We start from the raw sequence: 19,652 nt of genomic DNA on the forward strand, positions 1-19,652 counted from the left end.
CCGCTGACCTGGGAGAGCAGTATGGCTCAGGCGCTGTGGACGGGCATGGGACATGTCATAATCTGCCGACGGTCGGGGGCTTATGTGTTCTTTACCCTGGAGGGGCAATGAGGGGACGTAGACACGCCTCCGCAGCATGGATCGCGGTGTCGGCAATCTTACTTCTCGTATGGAGCGGTCCAGCGCTGGCCGTGCAGCACCCGCAGGACCGCGTCGTCTCCGCGGACCCGGCGAACTTCACGCCGCACGCCCTGGACGGCAGGGTCAACGCCGTCGTCCAGATCGGCGACCGGATCTTCGTGGGCGGCAGCTTCACCCAGGTCCGCGAGTGGGACGACCAGACCGTGCAGACCCGCAACAGGCTCTTCTCCTTCAACGCCTCGACGGGCCGCCTGGACGCGGCCTTCGCGCCGAACATGAGCGGTGAGGTCGAGGCGCTGCTGCCGGCTCCCGACGGTGAGTCGATCTACGTCGGCGGCGCCTTCGGGCAGGTCAACGGGGCCACCAACCGGGTGCTGACCCGGCTCGACGTGGCGAACGGGCAGGTGCTGCCGGGCTTCACCCCGTCGCTCAGCGCGCGGGTGCTCGACATGCGGCTGGCGGGGGGCCGGCTGTACGTCGGGGGCGCCTTCGCGACCGTGAGCGGCACGCCGCAGGCCGCCCTGGCGACCCTCGACCCCGACACCGGCGCGCGCGACCCGTTCGTGGACCTGGCCTTCGCCGGGACGCAGAACGGCGGCACCACGCAGATCCTCAAGCTCGACGTCACGCCGGACGAGTCGCGCCTGGTGGCGGTGGGCAACTTCGCCACCGTCGGCGGGCAGAGCCGCCGGCAGATCGTCCAGCTCGACCTGACCGGCGAGAGCGCCGAGCCGGCGGACTGGCACACCGCCCGCTACGAGGCGGCCTGCTCCAGCTCCTTCAACACCTACATGCGCGACGTGGACTACTCGCCGGACGGCCGGTTCTTCGTGGTGACGACGACGGGCGCCTACGCCGGCGGCCCGCCCAGACTCTGCGACACCCACGCGAGGTGGGAGACCTACGCCTCGGGCTCGAACCTCAACCCGACCTGGGTCAACTACACCGGCGGCGACACCAGCTACGCGGTGTCCGTGACCCCGCAGGCGGTCTACGTCGGCGGCCACTTCCGCTGGGCCAACAACCCGTTCCGGGGCGACGCCGCCGGTCCCGGGGCCGTCTCCCGGCCGGGCCTCGCGGCCCTCGACCCGGTCAACGGCGTCCCGCTGACCTGGAACCCGACCCGGACGCTCGGGGTCGGCGTGTTCGACCTGACCGCGACCGCGCAGGGGCTGTGGGTCGGCAGCGACACCGACCGCATCGGCAACTGGGAGTACCACGCCAGACTGGCCATGTTCCCGCTGTCGGGCGGCGCGGTCGTGCAGCCGCCGTTCGCCGGCGTCCTGCCGGCGGACCTGTACCAGCTCGGGGCGGGCGCGACCCCCACGGACACCGTCCAGCGCCGCTCCTACGACGGGACCGCGCTCGGCGCCGTCCAGCCCGTGGGCGCCGGAGGGACGGCCTGGTCGGGGGCGCGGGGCGCCTTCATGCTCAGCGGGCGGCTCTACACCCCGTGGTCGGACGGGAAGCTCTACCGGCGGACCTTCGACGGCACCACGTTCGGGGCGCCCGCCGAGGTCCCCCTGAACGGCCTGACCGACTTCGCCGCCGACATGCAGAACATGACCGGCGTGTTCTACGCCCACGGCCGGCTCTACTTCACCCGCAGCGGCCAGTCCTCGCTCTACTACCGGGGCTTCACGGCCGAGAGCGAGATCGTCGGGGCCCAGCGCTTCACCGCGAGCGGCAACGTGGCCGGCGTCGACTTCAGCCGGGTGGGCGGCATGTTCCTGTCCGGGGACAAGCTCTACTTCACCGACCGCCTCGACGGCCGCCTGCTCCGGGCCGACTTCGTGAACGGCGCCCCGGTGGCCGGCACGGCCACCGTCCTCAGCGGCCCGGCCGTGGACGGCGCCGACTGGCGCCAGCGCGCCCTGTTCATGTTCGCCGGGGCCGGGACCGCGGCGCCGAACGCCGCTCCGGTGGCGGAGCTGGTGCCGGAGTGCGAGGAGCTGACCTGCACCTTCCGCAACACGGGTTCGCGGGACCCCGACGGCACGGTGGTCGCGACGAGCTGGACGTTCGGCGGCGGCGGCGGTGCGTCGGGCGCCGTGGTGAGGCACGCGTTCCCGGGCAGCGGCACGTATCCGGTGACGGTGACGGTGACCGACGACCGGGGCGCGACGGCCTCGGCGACGGCCAACGTGACGGTGCAGGGGGCCAACCAGCCGCCGGTGGCGGACTTCGCGGCTACCTGCGACCAGCTGGCCTGCACCTTCGACGCCAACCCGTCGAGCGACCCCGACGGATCGGTCACCGCGTACGCGTGGGAGTTCGGTGACGGCGCCACCGCCACCGGGGTGACCGCGTCGCACGCCTACGCCGCCGCGGGCGCCTACCCGGTCAAGCTCTCGGTGACCGACGACCGCGGGGTGACCGTCTCGGTCACCAAGAACATCTCGGTCGTGCAGCCGTCCACCGAGGTCGAGTTCGTCGGATCGGCGGCGTCCAACGCCAACGTGACGACGCACTCGGTGACGGTGCCGGGGCAGGTGGCCGGTGGTGACGGGCTGCTGCTGTTCATGACGGTCAACTCCTCGACCGTGACGGTGCCGGATCCGGCCGGGGTGACCGGCTGGGCGCTGGTGGGCACCCGCGACAACGGCGGGGTGGTCACGAAGGTGTGGAAGAAGTCGGCGGCGCCCGACGACGGCGGTGACGTGCTCTCGGTGACGCTGTCGGGGCAGGCGAAGGCGGATCTGACGCTGGCGGCCTACCGGGGTGTGGATCTCGGGGTGGTCGCGGCGCAGGCGAGCGCGTCGGAGACGGTGACGCGGGCGGAGCACACCACGCCGGAGGTGCAGGTGCCGGCCGGCGGTGGCTGGGTGGTGTCGTACTGGGGGGAGAAGTCCTCGGCGACCACGGCGTGGACGGCTCCGGAGGGCCAGACGGTGCGCTCCACCCAGGCCGGCACCGGTAGCGGCCGGATCACCAGCCTGCTGACCGACGGCGGCGGACCGGTGCCCGCCGGAACGAGTCCCGGGGTGACCGCGACCGCGGACGCGGCGAGCCTGCGGGCCACCATGTGGAGCCTGGTACTGGCACCCGCCGGATGAGATCGACCCGGGTACGGCCGGCGGCTGCCGGCCGTACCCGGCCGCCATGGCCTTTTCGTAATGAAAGCCGTGTGAACCCGTTCTATCCCTGTGGCGTCTGATGCGTGTGATGCGCCATCGCCTGATGGCCCGGGGGTCTTTTCCACCACCCTTGAAAGGGGTCACCATGGGGGGACGCAGACATGTCTCCGTTCTGGGCGGAGCGCTGGTGACAGCGCTCGCCCTGCTTTGGAGCGGTCCAGCATCCGCTGTGCAACACCCGCAGGACCGCGTCGTGTCCGACAACCCCGTCAACTGGACGCCCCACGTCCTGGACGGGAAGGTCAACGCCGTCGTGCAGATCGGCGGCAAGATCTATGTCGGAGGCGAGTTCACCCAGATCCGGGAGGACGACTCCACGACCGTTCTCCCGCGCAAGAGCCTGTTCGCCTTCAACGCCACCACGGGCGCCGTCGACCCCGTGTTCACCCCGGACGTCGAAGGCGAGGTGAAAGCGCTGCTGCCGGCTCCCGACGGTAAGTCGATCTACGTCGGCGGCGCCTTCGGGCAGGTCAACGGGGCCACCAACCGGAGACTCACCCGGCTGAACGTCACCGACGGGCAGGCGCTGCCCGGCTTCACCCCGTCGGTGAGCGCCCGGGTCAACGACCTGCGGCTGGCGGGGGGCCGGCTGTACGTCGGCGGCGCCTTCGAGACGGTGAGCGGCACGCCGCAGGCCGCCCTGGCGACCGTCGACCCGGACACCGGCGCGCGCGACCCGTTCGTGGATCTCGCCTTCGCCGGGACGCAGAACGGCGGCACCACGGCCGTGCTGAAGATGGACGTCACGCCGGACGAGTCGCGCCTGGTGGCGGTGGGCAACTTCGCCACCGTCGGCGGGCAGAGCCGCCGGCAGATCGTCCAGCTCGACCTGACCGGGCAGAGCGCCGAGCCGGCGGACTGGCACACCGCCCGCTACGAGGCCGTCTGCTCCAGCTCCTTCGACAGCTACATGCGCGACGTGGACTACTCGCCGGACGGCCGGTTCTTCGTGGTGACGACGACGGGCGCCTACGCGGGCGGCCCGCCCAAGCTCTGCGACACCCAGGCGCGGTGGGAGACCGCGGCGACCGGTTCCAACCTCGACCCCACCTGGGTCAACTACACCGGCGGCGACACGACCTACGCCGTCGGCGTCACCTCCCACGCGGTCTACGTCGGCGGCCACTTCCGCTGGGCCAACAACCCCTACGCCTCGGACAAGGCGGGCCAGGGAGCGGTCTCCCGGCCGGGCCTGGCGGCTCTGGACCCGCTCACCGGCGTGCCGTTCTCCTGGAACCCGACCCGGACGCTCGGGGTCGGCGTGTTCGACCTGACCGCGACCGCGCAGGGGCTGTGGGTCGGCAGCGACACCGACCGCATCGGCAACTCGGAGTACCACGGCCGCCTGGCCATGCTCCCCGTCGCGGGGGCGAGCGCTCCGGCGCCCGTCTCGGCGGGCAGCCTGCCCGCCGACGTCTACCGGCTCGGGTACGGCCTGATCGCCAACAACCTGGTGCAGCGCCGCTCCTACGACGGGACCGCGCTCGGCGCGGACGAGTCCGTCGGCGCCGGAGGGACGGCCTGGTCGGGGGCGCGGGGCGCCTTCATGCTCAGCGGGCGGCTCTACACCCCGTGGTCGGACGGGAAGCTCTACCGGCGGACCTTCGACGGCACCACGTTCGGGGCGCCCGCCGAGGTCCCCCTGAACGGCCTGACCGACTTCGCCGCCGACATGCAGAACATGACCGGCGTGTTCTTCCACGGCAACCGGCTCTACTTCACCCGCAGCGGTCAGTCCTCGCTCTACTCCCGCGGGTTCAACCCGGAGAGCGAGATCGTCGGAGCCATGCGCACGACGGTGTCCGGCAACGTGACCGGCATCGACTTCAGCCGGGTCGGCGGCATGTTCCTGTCCGGGGACAAGCTCTACTTCACCGACCGGCTCGGCAACCAGCTCAAGCGGATCGGCTTCGCCGGCGGCAAGCCCGTGGCGGGCACCGCGGAGACCCTGAGCGGCACCGGCGCCGACGGCCGCGACTGGCGCCAGCGCGCCCTGTTCCTCTACTCCGGCGAGGGCTCCCAGACCCCCAACGCCAAGCCCGTCGCCGAGCTGGTGTCGGAGTGCGAGGAACTGGTCTGCACCTTCCGCAACACCGGCTCGCACGACCCGGACGGGGTGCTGGTCTCCACGACGTGGTCGTTCGGCGGGGGCGGAAGCGCCTCCGGCGCGGCCGTGACGCACGCCTTCCCGCGCGGAGGCACGTATCCGGTGACGGTGACGGTGACCGACGACCGGGGCGCGACGGCCTCGGCGACGGCCAACGTGACGGTGCAGGGCGCCAACCAGCCGCCGGTGGCGGACTTCGCGGCCAGCTGCGCGGAACTGGAGTGCACCTTCGACGCCAACCCGTCCGGTGACGAGGACGGGTCGATCACCGCTTACGCGTGGCAGTTCGGTGACGGCGCCACCGCCACCGGGGTGACCGCGTCGCACACCTACGCCGCGGCGGGCACCTACCCGGTCACGCTGACCGTCACGGACGACCGCGGCGGCAAGCACAGCGTCACCAAGCAGTTCACGGTCGCCCCGCAGTCGGCGAAGATCGAGTTCGTGGGGAGCGCGGCCGCCAACGCCAACGCGGCCGTGCACTCGGTGACGGTGCCGGGGCAGGTGGCCGGTGGTGACGGGCTGCTGCTGTTCATGACGGTCAACTCCTCGACCGTGACGGTGCCGGATCCGGCCGGGGTGACCGGCTGGGCGCTGGTGGGCACCCGCGACAACGGCGGGGTGGTCACGAAGGTGTGGAAGAAGTCGGCGGCGCCCGACGACGGCGGTGACGTGCTCTCGGTGACGCTGTCGGGGCAGGCGAAGGCGGATCTGACGCTGGCGGCCTACCGGGGTGTGGATCTCGGGGTGGTCGCGGCGCAGGCGAGCGCGTCGGAGACGGTGACGCGGGCGGAGCACACCACGCCGGAGGTGCAGGTGCCGGCCGGCGGTGGCTGGGTGGTGTCGTACTGGGGGGAGAAGTCCTCGGCGACCACGGCGTGGACGGCTCCGCAGGGCCAGACGGTGCGCTCCACCCAGGCCGGCACCGGTAGCGGCCGGATCACCAGCCTGCTGACCGACGGCGGCGCGCAGGTCCCGGCCGGCGTCCGGGACGGGGTCACGGCCACGGCGGACTCGGCGAGCGTGCGGGCCACCATGTGGAGCCTGGTGCTGGCACCCGCCGGGTGACGCGCCGCACGCCCGGCACGGCCGGGCGTGCGGCCGGACGAGAGAAGAGGGCCCTGCGCGGAGTCTCCGCGCAGGGCCCTCTCAATTCCGGTGTGTACGGCGCCTCGGTCCCGCGCCGTACGGCGCGCTATCCGATGCGCCAGGTGTCCCCCGACAGGAGCAGGTCGTCCAGGCCGCCGGGACCGCGCTGCGCGACGGCCTCCTCCAGCTGCGCGGACATCAGCTCGTCGTAGGAGGGGCGGTCGACGCTGCGGAAGACGCCGATCGGGACGTGCTCGAAGGCCGGCTCGTCCAGCCGGGAGAGCGCGAAGGCCAGCGACGGGTCGGCGCGGTGGGCGTCGTGGACGAGGATCTCGCTCTCGGCCACCTCTGCCCGGGGCACGACCTCGATGCCGCCGTCGGCCGCCCGCCGTACGGCCTTGGAGGCGCTGGCGATGGGCTGCCCGTGCTCCAGGCGCAGCGTGATGTCGTCGCGCTGCTCCGGGTCCTTCAGCTGGTCGAAGGCGCCGTCGTTGAAGATGTTGCAGTTCTGGTAGATCTCCACCAGCGAGGTGCCCTTGTGCTCGGCGGCCTCGCGCAGCACCGACTGCAGGTGCTTGCGGTCGGAGTCGATGGTCCTGGCCACGAAGGAGGCCTCGGCGCCGATCGCCAGCGAGATCGGGTTGAACGGCTTGTCCAGCGAGCCCATCGGGGTGGACTTCGTGATCTTGCCGACCTCGGAGGTGGGGGAGTACTGGCCCTTGGTCAGACCGTAGATCCTGTTGTTGAACAGCAGGATGTTGAGGTTGACGTTGCGGCGCAGCGCGTGGATCAGGTGGTTGCCGCCGATGGAGAGCGAGTCGCCGTCACCGGTGATCACCCAGACGCTCAGGTCGGGCCGGGAGGCGGCCAGACCGGTGGCGATCGCGGGCGCGCGGCCGTGGATCGAGTGGAACCCGTAGGTGTTCATGTAGTACGGGAACCGGGAGGAGCAGCCGATGCCCGAGACGAACACCATGTTCTCGCGCTTGAGGCCGAGCTCCGGGACGAAGGACTGGACGGCGGCCAGGATGGCGTAGTCGCCGCAGCCCGGGCACCACCGGACCTCCTGGTCGGACTTGTACTCCTTCATGGACTGCTTGGCGTCGGACTTGGGGACCAGCGCCAGGCCCCTGCCGTTGAGGCCGGGGCCGCTCAGAAGCTCACTCACTGTCGATCACATCCTGGATCACGTCGGCCAGCTCCTCGGCCTTGAACGGGAGCCCCCGCACGCGGTTGTAGCTGATGATGTCGACCAGGAAGCGGGCGCGGAGCAGCATCGCGAGCTGGCCGAGGTTGATCTCCGGGAGCAGCACCTTGTCGTAGGACTTCAGCACCTCGCCGGTGTTGGCGGGCAGCGGGCTGAGGTGCCGCAGGTGCGCCTGCGCCACCTTCCCCCCGGACTTGCGGATGCGCCGTACGGCCGCGGCGATCGGGCCGTAGGTGGAGCCCCAGCCCAGCACCAGCACCCGGGTCCCGCCGTCGGGACCGTGGGGGTCGTCCACCTCCAGCGGCGGGATGTCCTTGGCGATCCCGTCGATCTTGGCCTGCCGGATCCGGACCATGCGGTCGTGGTTGTCGGGGTCGTAGGAGATGTTGCCGGTGCGGTCGGCCTTCTCGATGCCGCCGATCCGGTGCTCCAGGCCCGCGGTGCCCGGGACGGCCCACGGCCGGGCGAGGGTCTCGGGGTCGCGCAGGTAGGGCAGGAACTCCTCGCCCTCGGCCGGCGCGGCGGCGAACGCGGTGGAGATGTCCGGCAGGTCGGCCGCGGCCGGCACCCGCCACGGCTCCGAGCCGTTGGCGAGGTAGCCGTCGGAGAGCAGCATGACCGGCGTGCGGTACTTCACCGCGAGGCGGGCGGCCTCGACGGCCGCGTCGAAGCAGTCGCTCGGCGACATCGGCGCGACGACCGGCAGCGGCGACTCGCCGTTGCGGCCGTACATCGCCATCAGCAGGTCGGTCTGCTCGGTCTTGGTCGGCATGCCGGTCGACGGGCCCGAGCGCTGCACGTCCACCACGATCAGCGGCAGCTCGGTCATGACGGCCAGGCCGACCGTCTCGGCCTTCAGCGCCACGCCCGGACCGGAGGTCGTGGTGACGCCCAGCGCGCCGCCGAAGGCCGCGCCGAGCGCCGCGCCGACGCCCGCGATCTCGTCCTCGGCCTGGAAGGTGCGGATGCCGAAGTGCTTGTGCCGGGAGAGCTCGTGCAGGATGTCGCTGGCCGGCGTGATCGGGTAGGACCCGAGGAAGAGCGGGAGCCCCGACCGGACGGAAGCGGCGATCAGGCCGTAGGCGAGCGCCTGGTTGCCGGAGATGTTGCGGTAGACGCCGGGGGCCAGCGGGGCCGGCTTGACCTCGTAGGAGACCGAGAAGGACTCGGTGGTCTCGCCGTAGTTCCAGCCCGCCTGGAAGGCCGCGATGTTGGCCTTGGCGATCTCGGGCTTCTTGGCGAACTTGTTCTCCAGAAACGAGATCGTCGCCTCGGTCGGCCGGTGGTAGAGCCAGCTGAGCAGGCCCAGGGCGAACATGTTCTTGGAGCGCTCGGCGTCCTTCTTCGACAGGTCGAAGCCCTCCAGGGCCTTGACCGTCAGTGAGGTCAGCGGCACCGGGTGGACGCGCCACTCGGCGAGCGAGTCGTCCTCCAGCGGGCTGGCGGCGTAGCCCACCTTCTGCAGGTTGCGCTTGGTGAACTCGTCGGTGTTGGCGATGATGTCGGCCCCGCGCGGCAGGTCGCCGAGGTTGGCCTTGAGCGCCGCCGGGTTCATCGCGACCAGGACGTTCGGCGCGTCACCCGGGGTGAGGATGTCGTGGTCGGCGAAGTGCAGCTGGAAGCTCGAAACGCCGGGCAGGGTCCCTGCGGGGGCGCGGATCTCGGCGGGGAAGTTGGGGAGCGTCGACAGGTCGTTGCCGAACTCCGCCGTGCCCGCGGTGAAGCGATCACCCGTCAGCTGCATGCCGTCGCCGGAGTCGCCGGCGAAGCGGATGATCACGCGGTCGAGTTGCTGAACCTGCTTGGTCACAGCTCAGTCCTCCTCGACGCGAAGGGCGCCGTTGCTGTTGCCACCATGTTTACTTCCATGCTAGATCCCTCGGGGGTCACGCGTAGTCTTTCGCGTTCCGCACGGCGTGGGAGTGTGACGCATGTCGCAGTCCCCGGCGTGCCGCGGTGGTGGAGCGTGGGGGGCTCGGGCGTCGCGCCCGCGGCTCGGGGGGAGGCCGCGCGGATCACGATCGCGAACGGTCGTCCCGACACAGCCCGGCGGCGAGCCGGCACAGGTCAACGTGCAGGCGGCCGAAGAGGACAGTAGGGGTCACGATCGCCAACTATATGTCCTTCCCGGGCGGGGTCCCCATCTCTTCCGGCTATGGGGTCATAGCCGCCGGCTATGACCGTGCGGAGGCGGCCGGGCCGCCCGGGGCGGCCGGGGCGGCCGGGCCGGAGCGGTACGTCTGGCCCGGGCGCGTCCCCGCGGAGCCGAACAGCTCGGGCACGGTGACGAAGGCGTAGCCCTCCGCCGACAGCCGCCGCAGGATCTCGGGGACCGCCTCGACGGCCGGGCGGTGGACGTCGTGCATCAGCACGATCGACCCCGGCCGCACTCCGGCGACGACCCGGCGCGCGACGGCCCGCGGGTCGCGGTCGCGCGCGTCCAGCGCGTCGACGTCCCAGCCGACCACCGCCAGGCCCAGCCCGCGCGCGGCCTCGGCGACCCCGGCGCCGGCCGAGCCGTACGGCGGGCGCACCAGGGTGGGGGCCTGGCCGATCGCCTGGCCGATCGCCTCCTGGGCCCGGGTCAGCTGGTGGGCGGCCCTGCCCGGGGGCAGCGAGGCGAGGTCGCGGTGGGACCAGGTGTGGTTGGCCACCAGATGCCCCTCCCGGCTCATCCGGCCGAGCAGGTCGGGGCGGGCGACCGCGTTCGAGCCGGTGACGAAGAAGGTGGCCCTGGCGCCGCGGGCGGCCAGGGCGTCCAGCAGCTCGCCGGTGGCCGGGCCGGGCCCGTCGTCGAAGGTCAGCGCGACGCACCTGACCGCCGCGCAGTCCACCGTGCCCGCCCGGGTGCTCCGCGCCGGGGGCTTGCCGGCGGCCGCCGCCTTGATGGACGCCTTGATGGACTCGGCGGTGGGCGTCGAGACCGGCAGCCGTCCGGCGCGCACGGCCGCGGCCCGGGCCCGCAGGCCGGTGGGGGAGAGCAGGCCCTCGGTCCTGCCCGCCGGCACCGCGACCGCCACCCGGCCGAGCGAACCGGCGGCCACCTGGTAGTCGTCGAACTCCACGACGAGGTCGCCGTGCCGGTTGAAGCCGACGGAGTCGAAGAGCCGCGCGTCCGCCCGGACGGCCGAGGCGTCCACGCCGGGCCCCCGGCCGGCCAGCTCCGCCCTGACCAGGCCGGCCAGCGAGGCCAGCGCGGGACCGCCGGAGAGCAGGCCGGCGGAGTCCACGGCCCGCCTCTCCACCCGGTCGTACCAGACGGTGGTCCTGGACTCGCGCCAGCCGGACTGGGTGAGCTCGCCGACGCCCAGCCGCACCCCGACGACCTGCTCGGTCGCGGCGGGCAGCAGCCAGTCCACGTTGAGCTCGGGGCGGGCGCTCCCGTCCCGGCCGGCCGGGCGGACGGCGGTCGCGGTGAACCGGTCGAGCCGCTCGGTCACCACGGCGCGGAGCCGTTCGGTGAGGCCGGGCGCGTCGGCCAGGACCGGGTAGACGATGTGCACTCTGCGTTCGCCGGAGTCGCCGTCGGTGATGGTGGCCGTGGTCAGGCCCTCGACCCGGGAGGGGTCCGCGTACTCGACGAGCGTGGGTTCGGAGGGGATCAGGCCGTCCGCCGCGAGGGAGGTCGCGGTGGAGCCGCAGCCGATCATGGCTACTGTGAGTAGCGCCACCCCGCCGACGAATCGCATTCTGTGCATGGATGTCACCGTAGGGCGGGAATGGCGTCGTTTACCTTTTCTTGGTACGACCGGTAAGCAGGCTTTGGCTGATTCAGGTTTAACCGCTCCACTCGGTGACGATGCATGTCGGATCCGTTAGCGGCCGGGACCCGCGACCTCCGCGGGACGGGTCCCCGAGAGGAGGTCCGTTGGACGGCTACTTCGGTTCCTACGCGGTGGTCTTCGCGCTGCTCGCGATCGGGGTGGCGATCTTCGCCGGGGGGCTCCTGGCCAACCGGCTGCTCCGCCCGCACCGGCCGACGGCCGAGAAGCTGACCACCTACGAGTGCGGCGTCGACCCCGTCGGCGGGGACTGGGCCCAGTCCCAGGTGCGCTACTACGTCTTCACCTACCTGTACGTGGTGTTCGCGGTGGACGCGGTCTTCCTCTTCCCCTGGGCGACGGTCTTCGCCGCCCCCGGCTTCGGCACGACCACTCTGGTGGAGATGCTCGTCTTCCTCGGCTTCATCGCGCTCGGCATCCTCTACGCCTGGCGCAAGAGGGTGCTCGCCTGGACGTGACCCGCGGGAGGAGAATGGACCCATGGCGGATCTCCCGATGCCCACCGTACGGCCGGCGGTGGGGCCGGTCTCGCGACTGGCCCCCAAGCCCATGCGCTTCGTCCTCAACTGGGGGAGGCGCTACTCGCTCTGGGCGTTCAACTTCGGTCTCGCCTGCTGCGCGATCGAGTTCATCGCCACCTCGATGAGCCGGCACGACTTCATCAGGTTCGGGGTGATCCCGTTCGCCAACGGCCCCCGGCAGGCCGACCTGATGATCGTCTCCGGCACCGTCACCGACAAGATGGCCCCGGCCGTCAAGCGGCTGTACGAGCAGATGCCCGACCCCAAGTACGTCATCTCCTTCGGCGCCTGCTCCAACACCGGCGGCCCCTACTGGGACTCCTACTGCGTGACCAAGGGCGTCGACCAGATCATCCCGGTGGACGTCTACGTCCCCGGCTGCCCGCCCCGGCCGGAGGCGCTGCTGCACGGCATCATGAAGCTCCAGGAGAAGATCGCCGCCGAGCACCTGGGCGACCGCTACGCCCCCGAGGGCGGGCGCGGATGAGCGGGCGGGCCGACGTCTCCGCGATCGAGGAGCGGTACGGCTCCCGCGTCCGGGTGTCGGAGTCGTTCGGCGAGACCACGGCGGACGTCGAGCCCGGCGACTGGACCGGCCTGCTGGAGGCGGCCCGCGACGGGGGCCACGTGTTCCTCGACTGGCTGACCGGCGTCGACGAACCGCCGGAGGGCTTCGCGGTCGTCGCCTGCGTCTACGACCCGGACGCCCGCTCGCGCCTGCTGCTGCGCACCCGGGTGCCGCGCGAGGACCCCCGGCTGCCCACCGCGACCGGCGTGTTCCGGGGCGCGAACTGGCACGAGCGCGAGACCTTCGAGATGTTCGGCGTGGTCTTCGAGGGACACCCGAACCTCGTCCCGCTGCTGCTGCCGGACGGCTTCGAGGGCTTCCCGCTGCGCAAGGACTTCGTGCTGGCATCCCGGGTCGCCAAGGCCTGGCCGGGGGCGAAGGAACCGGGCGAGTCGGATCACGGCTCCCCGAGCCGCCGCAAGACCCTCCCGCCCGGCGTGCCCGCGGACTGGGCGCGCGACGGCGGGGCCGAGGGGCGTTCCGAGACGGAGGCGTGATGCTCACCGAGGTGCTCGACGCCGCCGTCCGGCTGGTCGCGATCGTCGCGGTCTTCCTCGTGCTGCCGCTGGTCGCCGGCCAGATGGAGCACAAGGTCATGGCGCACATGCAGGCCCGGCTCGGGCCGATGTACGCCGGGGGCTTCCACGGCTGGGCCCAGCTGATCGCCGACGGGGTGAAGTTCCTGCAGAAGGAGGACGTGATCCCGGCCGCCGCCGACCGCCGGGTCTTCGCCGTGGCCCCGGCCGTGGCGCTGGTGCCGTACCTCGTGGTGATGGTCGTGATCCCGGTCGGGCCCGGTCTGGTCGGGGTGGACCTGGACGCGGGGCTGTTCTTCGTGCTGGCCGTGATGGGGATCGGCGTGCTCGGCTCGATCATGGCCGGCTGGTCGTCGGGGAACAAGTACTCCCTGATGGGCGGGATGCGCTCGGCCGCGCAGCTGATGTCCTACGAGCTGCCGCTGGTGCTGGCCGCGTCCAGCGTCGCGATGGCGGCGGGCACGCTCTCCCTGCCGGGCATCGTGGAGGCCTGGCAGTGGTGGTGGCTGCCCTGGCAGGCGGTCGGCGGCGTGGTGTTCTTCGTCGCGGGACTCGCCGAGCTGCGCCGCCCGCCGTTCGACATGCCGATCGCCGAGTCGGAGATCATCATGGGCCCGATGACGGAGTACACCGGCATCCGCTTCGCCCTGTTCATGCTGGCCGAGTACGCCGGGATCATCGTGCTCTCGGCGCTCACGAGCGTGCTCTTCCTGGGCGGCTGGCACGGCCCGCTGCTGCCCGGTCCGGTGTGGATGCTGCTGAAGGTGTTCGCCCTGGTGTTCGTGGTGATCTGGGTCCGGGTGAGCTACCCCCGGCTGCGCGAGGACCAGCTGCAGCGGCTCGCCTGGACCGGCCTGGTGCCGCTGGCGCTGGTCCAGCTCCTGCTCACCGGGGTCGTCAGGGTCGCGGCCGGATGACCGCCCCGTCCGTCGGGGTACGGCTGGAGCCAGGGGACCACGCCGTCGCCGGGGTCGCGGCCGGGTGACCGCCCCGCCCGGGGACCGCGGGCGGGACGGTCACTGCACGGTCACTGCACGGTCACTGCACGATGCGCAGCATGATGTCGGCGGCGGTGGGCCGGTTGGCGGGGTTCTTCTCCAGGCAGGCGGCGGCCAGCGGGCGCAGGGAGGCGGGCAGGACCGACAGGTCCGGCTGGTGGTTGATCACCCGGTTGAGGATCGCGGGGATGGTGTCCGAGCCGAAGGCGGTGCGGCCGGAGGCGGCGTAGATCATCGTGGACGCCCAGCTGAAGACGTCGGTCTCCGGGCCGACGTGCCCGCCGGCGAGCTGCTCGGGGGACATGTAGGCGGGGGTGCCCATGACGCTGGAGGTCACCGTGACCTGGTCGAGGGCGCGGGCGATGCCGAAGTCGATCACTCGGGGGCCGTCGGCGCCGATCAGCACGTTGGCCGGCTTGAAGTCCCGGTGCACCACGCCCGCCTTGTGGATCGCGGCCAGCGCGCCCGCGGTGGCCAGGGCGAGCCGGGTCAGCCCGTCCTCGCCGCGCGGCCCCTGGTCGCGGACGAGCTGCTCCAGCGACATCCCGTCCACGTACTCGCTGACGACGTAGGCCTGGTCGTCGTTGATGTTCACGTCCAGCACCCGGGCGGTGGAGAAGGTCGCCACCCGGCGCGTCGCCTCCACCTCCCGCAGGAACCGGTCCCGGGCCGCCTGGTTGCCGGTGAACCGCTCGTGCAGGACCTTGATCGCCACCTTCTGCCCCTGCGGGCTGAGCGCGAGGTGGACCGTCCCCTGCCCGCCCCGGCCCAGGGTGTCGATCACCCGGTACGGCCCGATCCACTCGGCGGACCGGTCGGACCGCGCGAAGGTCCTGTTAACGTTCGCGTCCGAGGACTGCGGGCTGTACAGCGTGTGCTGCGTGTGCGGCGCGTGCCGAGGGCCGGGCGGCGGGACCGGCGTGTACGGTCCGGGTCCGGGGCCGTGGTGGAGCGGCGGCGCGGTGTGCTGCGGGTGGGCGGGCCGGTCGTACGGCGGGGCCACTGGGGCCACTGGGCCCACGGTGTGCGGGTGCGGCGCGGGGGCGGCCGGGGGGTGGTAGGGCGCCCCGGAGAAGGAGGGCCGCTCCCGGAAGACCGAGCCGCGGATGATCAGCGCGTGGCCGAGCCCGCCGAACCACGAGCCGAGCAGGCCGACCGTCGTCAGGGCGTCCAGCCAGGCCGGGGCCAGGTCGGTGTCCTCGTAGATCTGCACCTCGATGAGGAACACGCCCATCCCGAGGGCGTAGAGGACGGTGGCGAGGACGAGCGGGACGCTCCGGAGCCGCCGGGCAGCGTACCCCATGATGAACGGGGTGCCGAGACCGCAGGTGAACAGGGGTACCAGCGCCCACACCACGCTCAATCCGGTGGTGGACGGGGCGGGTTTCTGCGACGGGTGCCAGGCGGAGCCGTACTGCTGGGACATGGCCGGAACAATACGTACATCCGGGGGCGCTCGCAGTCCCTCTCCCGGTTGATCTCCCTCAGGGCCTGATAACTCGAACACACAGTCTGTGGACAACGGCTGTGGATAACCGGTGGGAGTTGTGGACGAGGTCTTCCGCGGACTTCCGCAGACTTCCGCGGTCTTCCGTGTCTTTCGCGGTCTTCTGCGTCTTCTGCGGGGCCGTCGCATTCCCGCGGGACCCCCGGTGCGTCATGATGTCCAAGTGGCGCGAATACCGGGAGTAGGACTGGTGAAGGGGCTGTCCGTCACCCTCCGGCACATGCTGAGCCGGTCGGTGACACAGCAGTACCCCGAGGTCAGGCCGGATCTGCCGGCGCGGAGCCGGGGGGTGATCGCGCTCGTCGAGGAGAACTGCACGGTGTGCATGCTCTGCGCGCGCGAGTGCCCCGACTGGTGCATCTACATCGACTCCCACAAGGAGACCCTGCCCGCGCCCGAGGGCGGGCGCCCGCGCGCCCGCAACGTGCTCGACCGCTTCGCCATCGACTTCTCCCTCTGCATGTACTGCGGGATCTGCATCGAGGTCTGCCCCTTCGACGCGCTGTTCTGGTCCCCGGAGTTCGAGTACGCCGACGGCGACATCCGCAACCTCGTCCACGAGCGGGACCGGCTGGCCGCCTGGGTGCAGACCGTCCCCCCGCCCCCCGCCCACGAGCCCAACGCCGACCCGCCCAAGGAGCTCGCGGCGGCCTCCCGCCCCGCCCGTCCCGCGGCCCCGGCCCGGTCCGCCGCGACCGCCAGGCCCCGGCCTCCGGCCGAGTCCTCAGCGGAACCCCCTGCCCAACCCCCCGTCGAACCCGGTCCCGCCGCGGAACCCCCTGCCGCGTCCGGTCCCGCGCAGGAGGAAACGGGGCGGCCGAGGCGCAGGGCATCGGCCAGGCATGCCAGCGTCCGGGCGATCAGACCGCCGGGGGCGCTCCCGAAGAAGGACGGCCCGTCCGAGGGGCAACCTCCGGGGGGTTCGTCCACAGGAAGTCCGTCCGGCGGCGATCCGTCCACAGGCGGGAGCGGCGGGCCTCCGGCGAAGGGCGGACCGGGGGATGCTTCCACCACGGACCCGGGCGGCGGTGAGGAGGAGTCATGACCGAAGCGGTGCCGTCCTACCTGTCGCCGACCGGGCAGGAGATCGTCTTCCTCCTCCTGGGGGTGCTGGCCGTCGGTTCGGCGCTGCTGGTCGTGACCACCCGGCAGCTCGTCCACGCCGCGCTCTGGCTGGTCGTCTGCTTCGGTGCGCTCGCCGGGTGCTACCTGGTCCTGACGGCCGAGTTCGTGGCGTGGGTCCAGGTGCTGATCTACGTCGGGGCCGTGGTCGTCCTGCTCCTGTTCGGCATCATGCTCACCCGTGCCCCGATCGGGAGGGCCGCCGACCTCGACAGCGGCAACCGGGTCGCGGCCGCGGTCGTCGCCCTCGCGACGGCCGCCGTCCTGGTCACCGTGGTCGTCGACGGCTTCCATGCGGCCTACGCCCCCCTGGAGCCGGGCCGCGGTTCGGCGGGCGAGCTCGGTTCCAGCATCTTCCGCACCTGGGTGCTCCCCTTCGAAGCGCTCTCGGTCCTGCTGCTGGCCGCCCTGATCGGCGCCATCGTCATCTCCCGCACCGACATCCGCGGGAGGGAGTGACGTGCACGTCGTCTACCCGGCGGTCGTCTCGGCGCTGCTGTTCTCCATCGGCGTGTACGGCGTGCTCGCCCGCCGCAACACCATCCTCGTCCTGATGTCCGTCGAGCTCATGCTCAACGCGGTCAACCTCAACCTGGTCGCCTTCGACGTCTGGCTGCGCGACCGGCTCCACGGCGGCCAGGTCCTCACGCTCTTCGTCATCGTGATCGCCGCCGCCGAGGTCGGCCTCGGCCTCGCCATCATCCTCGCGCTCTACCGCAACCGCCGGACCGTCGACCTCGACCGCCTGCGCGCCCTGGCCGAACCCGGCGCCTCCGGCCCGGGTGATGCCTCCGGCCCGGACGACGACTCCGGAGACGGTCCCGCGCCCGACACCTCCTCGGCCGGGGCGCCCCGCCCCGAGCTCCTCGCCGCCGACACCTCTCCCGTCACCGTCCCCGGCGCCGATGCCGGCGCATCGGGCCGCGACGGCACGACTTCCGGGACGGTGACGCCGTGATCGCCCTCGCCGCGCTCGCCGTCGCACTGCCGTTCCTGTCCGCGGCCGTGGCGCTGCTGGGATCGCGCTGGCCGGGGCACGCCCGAGGCGGACCCGCCGACACGGCCGCGAACCGCCGGGCCGCCTGGATCGCCGTCGTCCCCACCGCCGCCTCCACCGCCCTCGCGGCCTGGCTGGCCTACACCCACTGGACGCGGTTCGGCGACGAGGGGGGAGCGCCGTTCCCCTTCGCGGACGCATCCGACGTCCCCTCCGTCACCGGGACGCTCACCGTCGTGGACACGGGATCGGTGCCGATCTCACTCGGCCTCCAGCTGGACGGCCTGTCCACGGCCATCGCGGTCCTGGTCACCGTCGTCGCGCTCGCCGTGCAGGTCTACTCGATCGGCTATCTGCGCGGCGACCGCCGCTACCCGTCCTACAGCGCGTTCATCAGCCTGTTCACCGCCGCGATGCTGCTGGTCGTCTACGCCGCCGACCTCCTCGTCCTCTACGTGGGCTGGGAGGTCATGGGCCTCTGTTCCTACCTGCTGATCGGCCACTGGTGGGAGGAGCGCGCCAACTCCCGGGCGGCGGTCAAGGCGTTCCTGGTCACCCGCATAGGCGACGTCGGCTTCCTGTTCGGCGTCTTCGTGCTCGGCACGGCCGCCGGCAGTTTCAGGATCGACGACATCCTCGCCGCGGCCATGAACATCTCACCCGTCGGCGCGACGGCCGCAGGAACGTCGATGCCCGTCAGCACGCTGACCGTCGCGACGCTGCTGATCCTCGCCGGGGTGGCGGGCAAGAGCGCCCAGGCCCCGCTGCACACCTGGCTTCCCGACGCGATGGCCGGTCCCACCCCCATCAGCGCGCTCATCCACGCGGCCACCATGGTCGCCGCCGGGATCTTCGTCGTCGTCCGGCTCCACACGCTCTTCGTCCTCGCGGACCTCACCCTGAACGTCCTCGCCGTCCTGGCCGCTCTCGGCATGCTCGGCGCCGCCCTCGCGGCCCTCGCCCAGGACGACCTCAAACGGGTCCTGGCCTACTCCACGATCAGCCAGCTCGCCTACATGGCGGCGGCGCTGGCCGCGGGCTCCGACGGCGCCGCGGTCTTCCACCTGATCACCCACGGCGCGTTCAAGGCCCTGCTCTTCCTCTGCGCCGGAGCGGTCATCCACGCCGTCGGCTCCAACCTGATGAGCGCGATGGGGGGCCTGCGCCGGGAGCTGCCCGTCACCTTCGCGGCGATGACGATCGGTTTCGCCGCCCTGATGGGCCTCCCGCCGACCAGCGGGTTCTTCAGCAAGGACGAGGTCCTGGTCGCCGTCGAGCGGGCCGTCTCACACGGGCCGCTCGCCGACGCCGCCGCCCTGCTGCTGTACGGCAGCGCCCTGGCCACGGTCGCGGTGACCGGCGCCTACGCCACCCGCGCCTGGCTGCGCACCTTCTTCGGCGAGCGTCCCGCGGTCGCCCTTCCGGAGCCGGCCCCCGGCACGGCCCACGTGATCGACGTCCACGAGGCTCCGGCCGCCATGCGCCGGCCGATCCTGGTGCTCGCGGTGCCCGCCCTGCTGCTGGGCTTCGCCGGTGCCGCCGGCGTGCACTGGGGCACCGCCGCACTGAGCGTCACGGTGGCGCTGCTGGGCGCCGGAGCGGTCTACGCCGTGTGGCGGAGCGACCCGCGGAGCGACCCCGCCCGCATGCTCGGTCCCTTCCGACTCCTCTGCGAGCGGGCCTTCTACGTCGACTCCGCCTACCGGGCGCTGTTCGTCGCCCCGGTCCTCGCCCTCGCCGGGCTGGTCGTCCGCACCGACGACCGGGCGGTGGACGGCGCGGTGCGCGGTTCCGGCCGGGCGGCTCTGGGGCTGTCCGGCCTGATGCGGTCGGCGCAGAACGGCAACCTGCAGCTCTACCTGACGGGCCTGCTCGCGGGCGTGCTGCTCATCGCGGTCGGGGCGGTGGTGTTCGGATGAGTTCCCTCCTGTCACAGGAGA

14 protein-coding genes and 1 pseudogene are annotated in these 19,652 nt (G+C 72.2%); 10 read left to right on the forward strand and 5 right to left on the reverse strand.

What is annotated here, in order from left to right; translation table 11 throughout:
* Nucleotides 1–146 precede the first annotated feature (146 nt).
* Complete coding sequence (locus HS048_RS38730; protein ID WP_196466444.1) at nucleotides 147–3,197, forward strand: PKD domain-containing protein; 3,051 nt, start codon at nucleotides 147–149, stop codon at nucleotides 3,195–3,197.
* A gap of 274 nt (nucleotides 3,198–3,471) precedes the next feature.
* A complete protein-coding gene (locus HS048_RS06585; RefSeq protein WP_196466445.1) occupies nucleotides 3,472–6,453 on the forward strand; it encodes a PKD domain-containing protein in 2,982 nt (993 codons plus the stop codon).
* A gap of 127 nt (nucleotides 6,454–6,580) precedes the next feature.
* Here the strand turns inward: HS048_RS06585 and HS048_RS06590 are convergent, their stop codons facing one another.
* From HS048_RS06590 to HS048_RS06600, 4 genes are all read right to left on the reverse strand, one after another.
* Nucleotides 6,581–7,642, reverse strand: coding sequence for a 2-oxoacid:ferredoxin oxidoreductase subunit beta (locus HS048_RS06590; protein WP_196466446.1), 1,062 nt, complete (start codon nucleotides 7,640–7,642; stop codon nucleotides 6,581–6,583).
* Nucleotides 7,635–9,491: a 2-oxoacid:acceptor oxidoreductase subunit alpha gene (locus tag HS048_RS06595; RefSeq protein ID WP_068896237.1), complete on the reverse strand. Its 1,857-nt coding sequence runs from the start codon at nucleotides 9,489–9,491 to the stop codon at nucleotides 7,635–7,637. The genes HS048_RS06590 and HS048_RS06595 overlap by 8 nt, the downstream gene beginning before the upstream one ends.
* Nucleotides 9,492–9,696: 205 nt before the next feature.
* Nucleotides 9,697–9,786, reverse strand: coding sequence for a putative leader peptide (locus HS048_RS39090; protein WP_369690506.1), 90 nt, complete (start codon nucleotides 9,784–9,786; stop codon nucleotides 9,697–9,699).
* 69 nt (nucleotides 9,787–9,855) lie between these two features.
* On the reverse strand, nucleotides 9,856–11,379 hold the full coding sequence (locus HS048_RS06600; RefSeq protein ID WP_196466447.1) for a polysaccharide deacetylase family protein: 1,524 nt from the start codon (nucleotides 11,377–11,379) through the stop codon (nucleotides 9,856–9,858).
* Between the two features lie 170 nt (nucleotides 11,380–11,549).
* Between HS048_RS06600 and HS048_RS06605 the strand changes: the two genes are divergently transcribed.
* From HS048_RS06605 to nuoH, 4 genes are all read left to right on the forward strand, one after another.
* On the forward strand, nucleotides 11,550–11,921 hold the full coding sequence (locus HS048_RS06605; RefSeq protein WP_196466448.1) for an NADH-quinone oxidoreductase subunit A: 372 nt from the start codon (nucleotides 11,550–11,552) through the stop codon (nucleotides 11,919–11,921).
* 91 nt (nucleotides 11,922–12,012) lie between these two features.
* Nucleotides 12,013–12,471: an NADH-quinone oxidoreductase subunit B gene (locus tag HS048_RS06610; protein WP_255529625.1), complete on the forward strand. Its 459-nt coding sequence runs from the start codon at nucleotides 12,013–12,015 to the stop codon at nucleotides 12,469–12,471.
* Nucleotides 12,468–13,049 carry an NADH-quinone oxidoreductase subunit C gene (locus HS048_RS06615; protein ID WP_196466449.1) on the forward strand — a complete coding sequence of 194 codons (582 nt, stop codon included), beginning with the start codon at nucleotides 12,468–12,470 and terminating at the stop codon, nucleotides 13,047–13,049. Before HS048_RS06610 ends, HS048_RS06615 begins: the two co-directional genes overlap by 4 nt.
* Complete coding sequence (nuoH, locus tag HS048_RS06620) at nucleotides 13,049–14,005, forward strand: NADH-quinone oxidoreductase subunit NuoH (RefSeq protein ID WP_068896247.1); 957 nt, start codon at nucleotides 13,049–13,051, stop codon at nucleotides 14,003–14,005. The genes HS048_RS06615 and nuoH overlap by 1 nt, the downstream gene beginning before the upstream one ends.
* A gap of 121 nt (nucleotides 14,006–14,126) precedes the next feature.
* Here nuoH and HS048_RS06625 read toward each other — a convergent pair whose 3' ends face one another.
* Nucleotides 14,127–15,512 (reverse strand): serine/threonine-protein kinase, encoded by a 1,386-nt coding sequence (locus HS048_RS06625; RefSeq protein WP_196466450.1) that lies wholly within the window; start codon nucleotides 15,510–15,512, stop codon nucleotides 14,127–14,129.
* 271 nt (nucleotides 15,513–15,783) lie between these two features.
* On the opposite strand from HS048_RS06625, the gene HS048_RS38465 reads away from it, so the two are divergent.
* The 4 genes and pseudogenes from HS048_RS38465 to HS048_RS06645 all read left to right on the forward strand — a co-directional run bounded on the left by HS048_RS38465 (nucleotide 15,784) and on the right by HS048_RS06645 (nucleotide 19,631).
* Complete coding sequence (locus HS048_RS38465; protein WP_269435832.1) at nucleotides 15,784–16,638, forward strand: NADH-quinone oxidoreductase subunit I; 855 nt, start codon at nucleotides 15,784–15,786, stop codon at nucleotides 16,636–16,638.
* On the forward strand, nucleotides 16,635–17,174 hold the full coding sequence (locus HS048_RS06635) for an NADH-quinone oxidoreductase subunit J (RefSeq protein ID WP_068896251.1): 540 nt from the start codon (nucleotides 16,635–16,637) through the stop codon (nucleotides 17,172–17,174). The genes HS048_RS38465 and HS048_RS06635 overlap by 4 nt, the downstream gene beginning before the upstream one ends.
* Before the next feature lies 1 nt (nucleotide 17,175).
* Nucleotides 17,176–17,472, forward strand: a pseudogene (gene nuoK, locus HS048_RS36880) (NADH-quinone oxidoreductase subunit NuoK); the annotation flags it as partial.
* A gap of 197 nt (nucleotides 17,473–17,669) precedes the next feature.
* The gene (locus HS048_RS06645; RefSeq protein WP_196466452.1) at nucleotides 17,670–19,631 is read left to right on the forward strand and encodes an NADH-quinone oxidoreductase subunit L; all 1,962 of its coding nucleotides are present in this window, start codon (nucleotides 17,670–17,672) and stop codon (nucleotides 19,629–19,631) included.
* Nucleotides 19,632–19,652: the final 21 nt, after the last annotated feature.

This window comes from Planomonospora sp. ID91781, from assembly GCF_015711595.1.
Classification (GTDB): domain Bacteria; phylum Actinomycetota; class Actinomycetes; order Streptosporangiales; family Streptosporangiaceae; genus Planomonospora; species Planomonospora parontospora.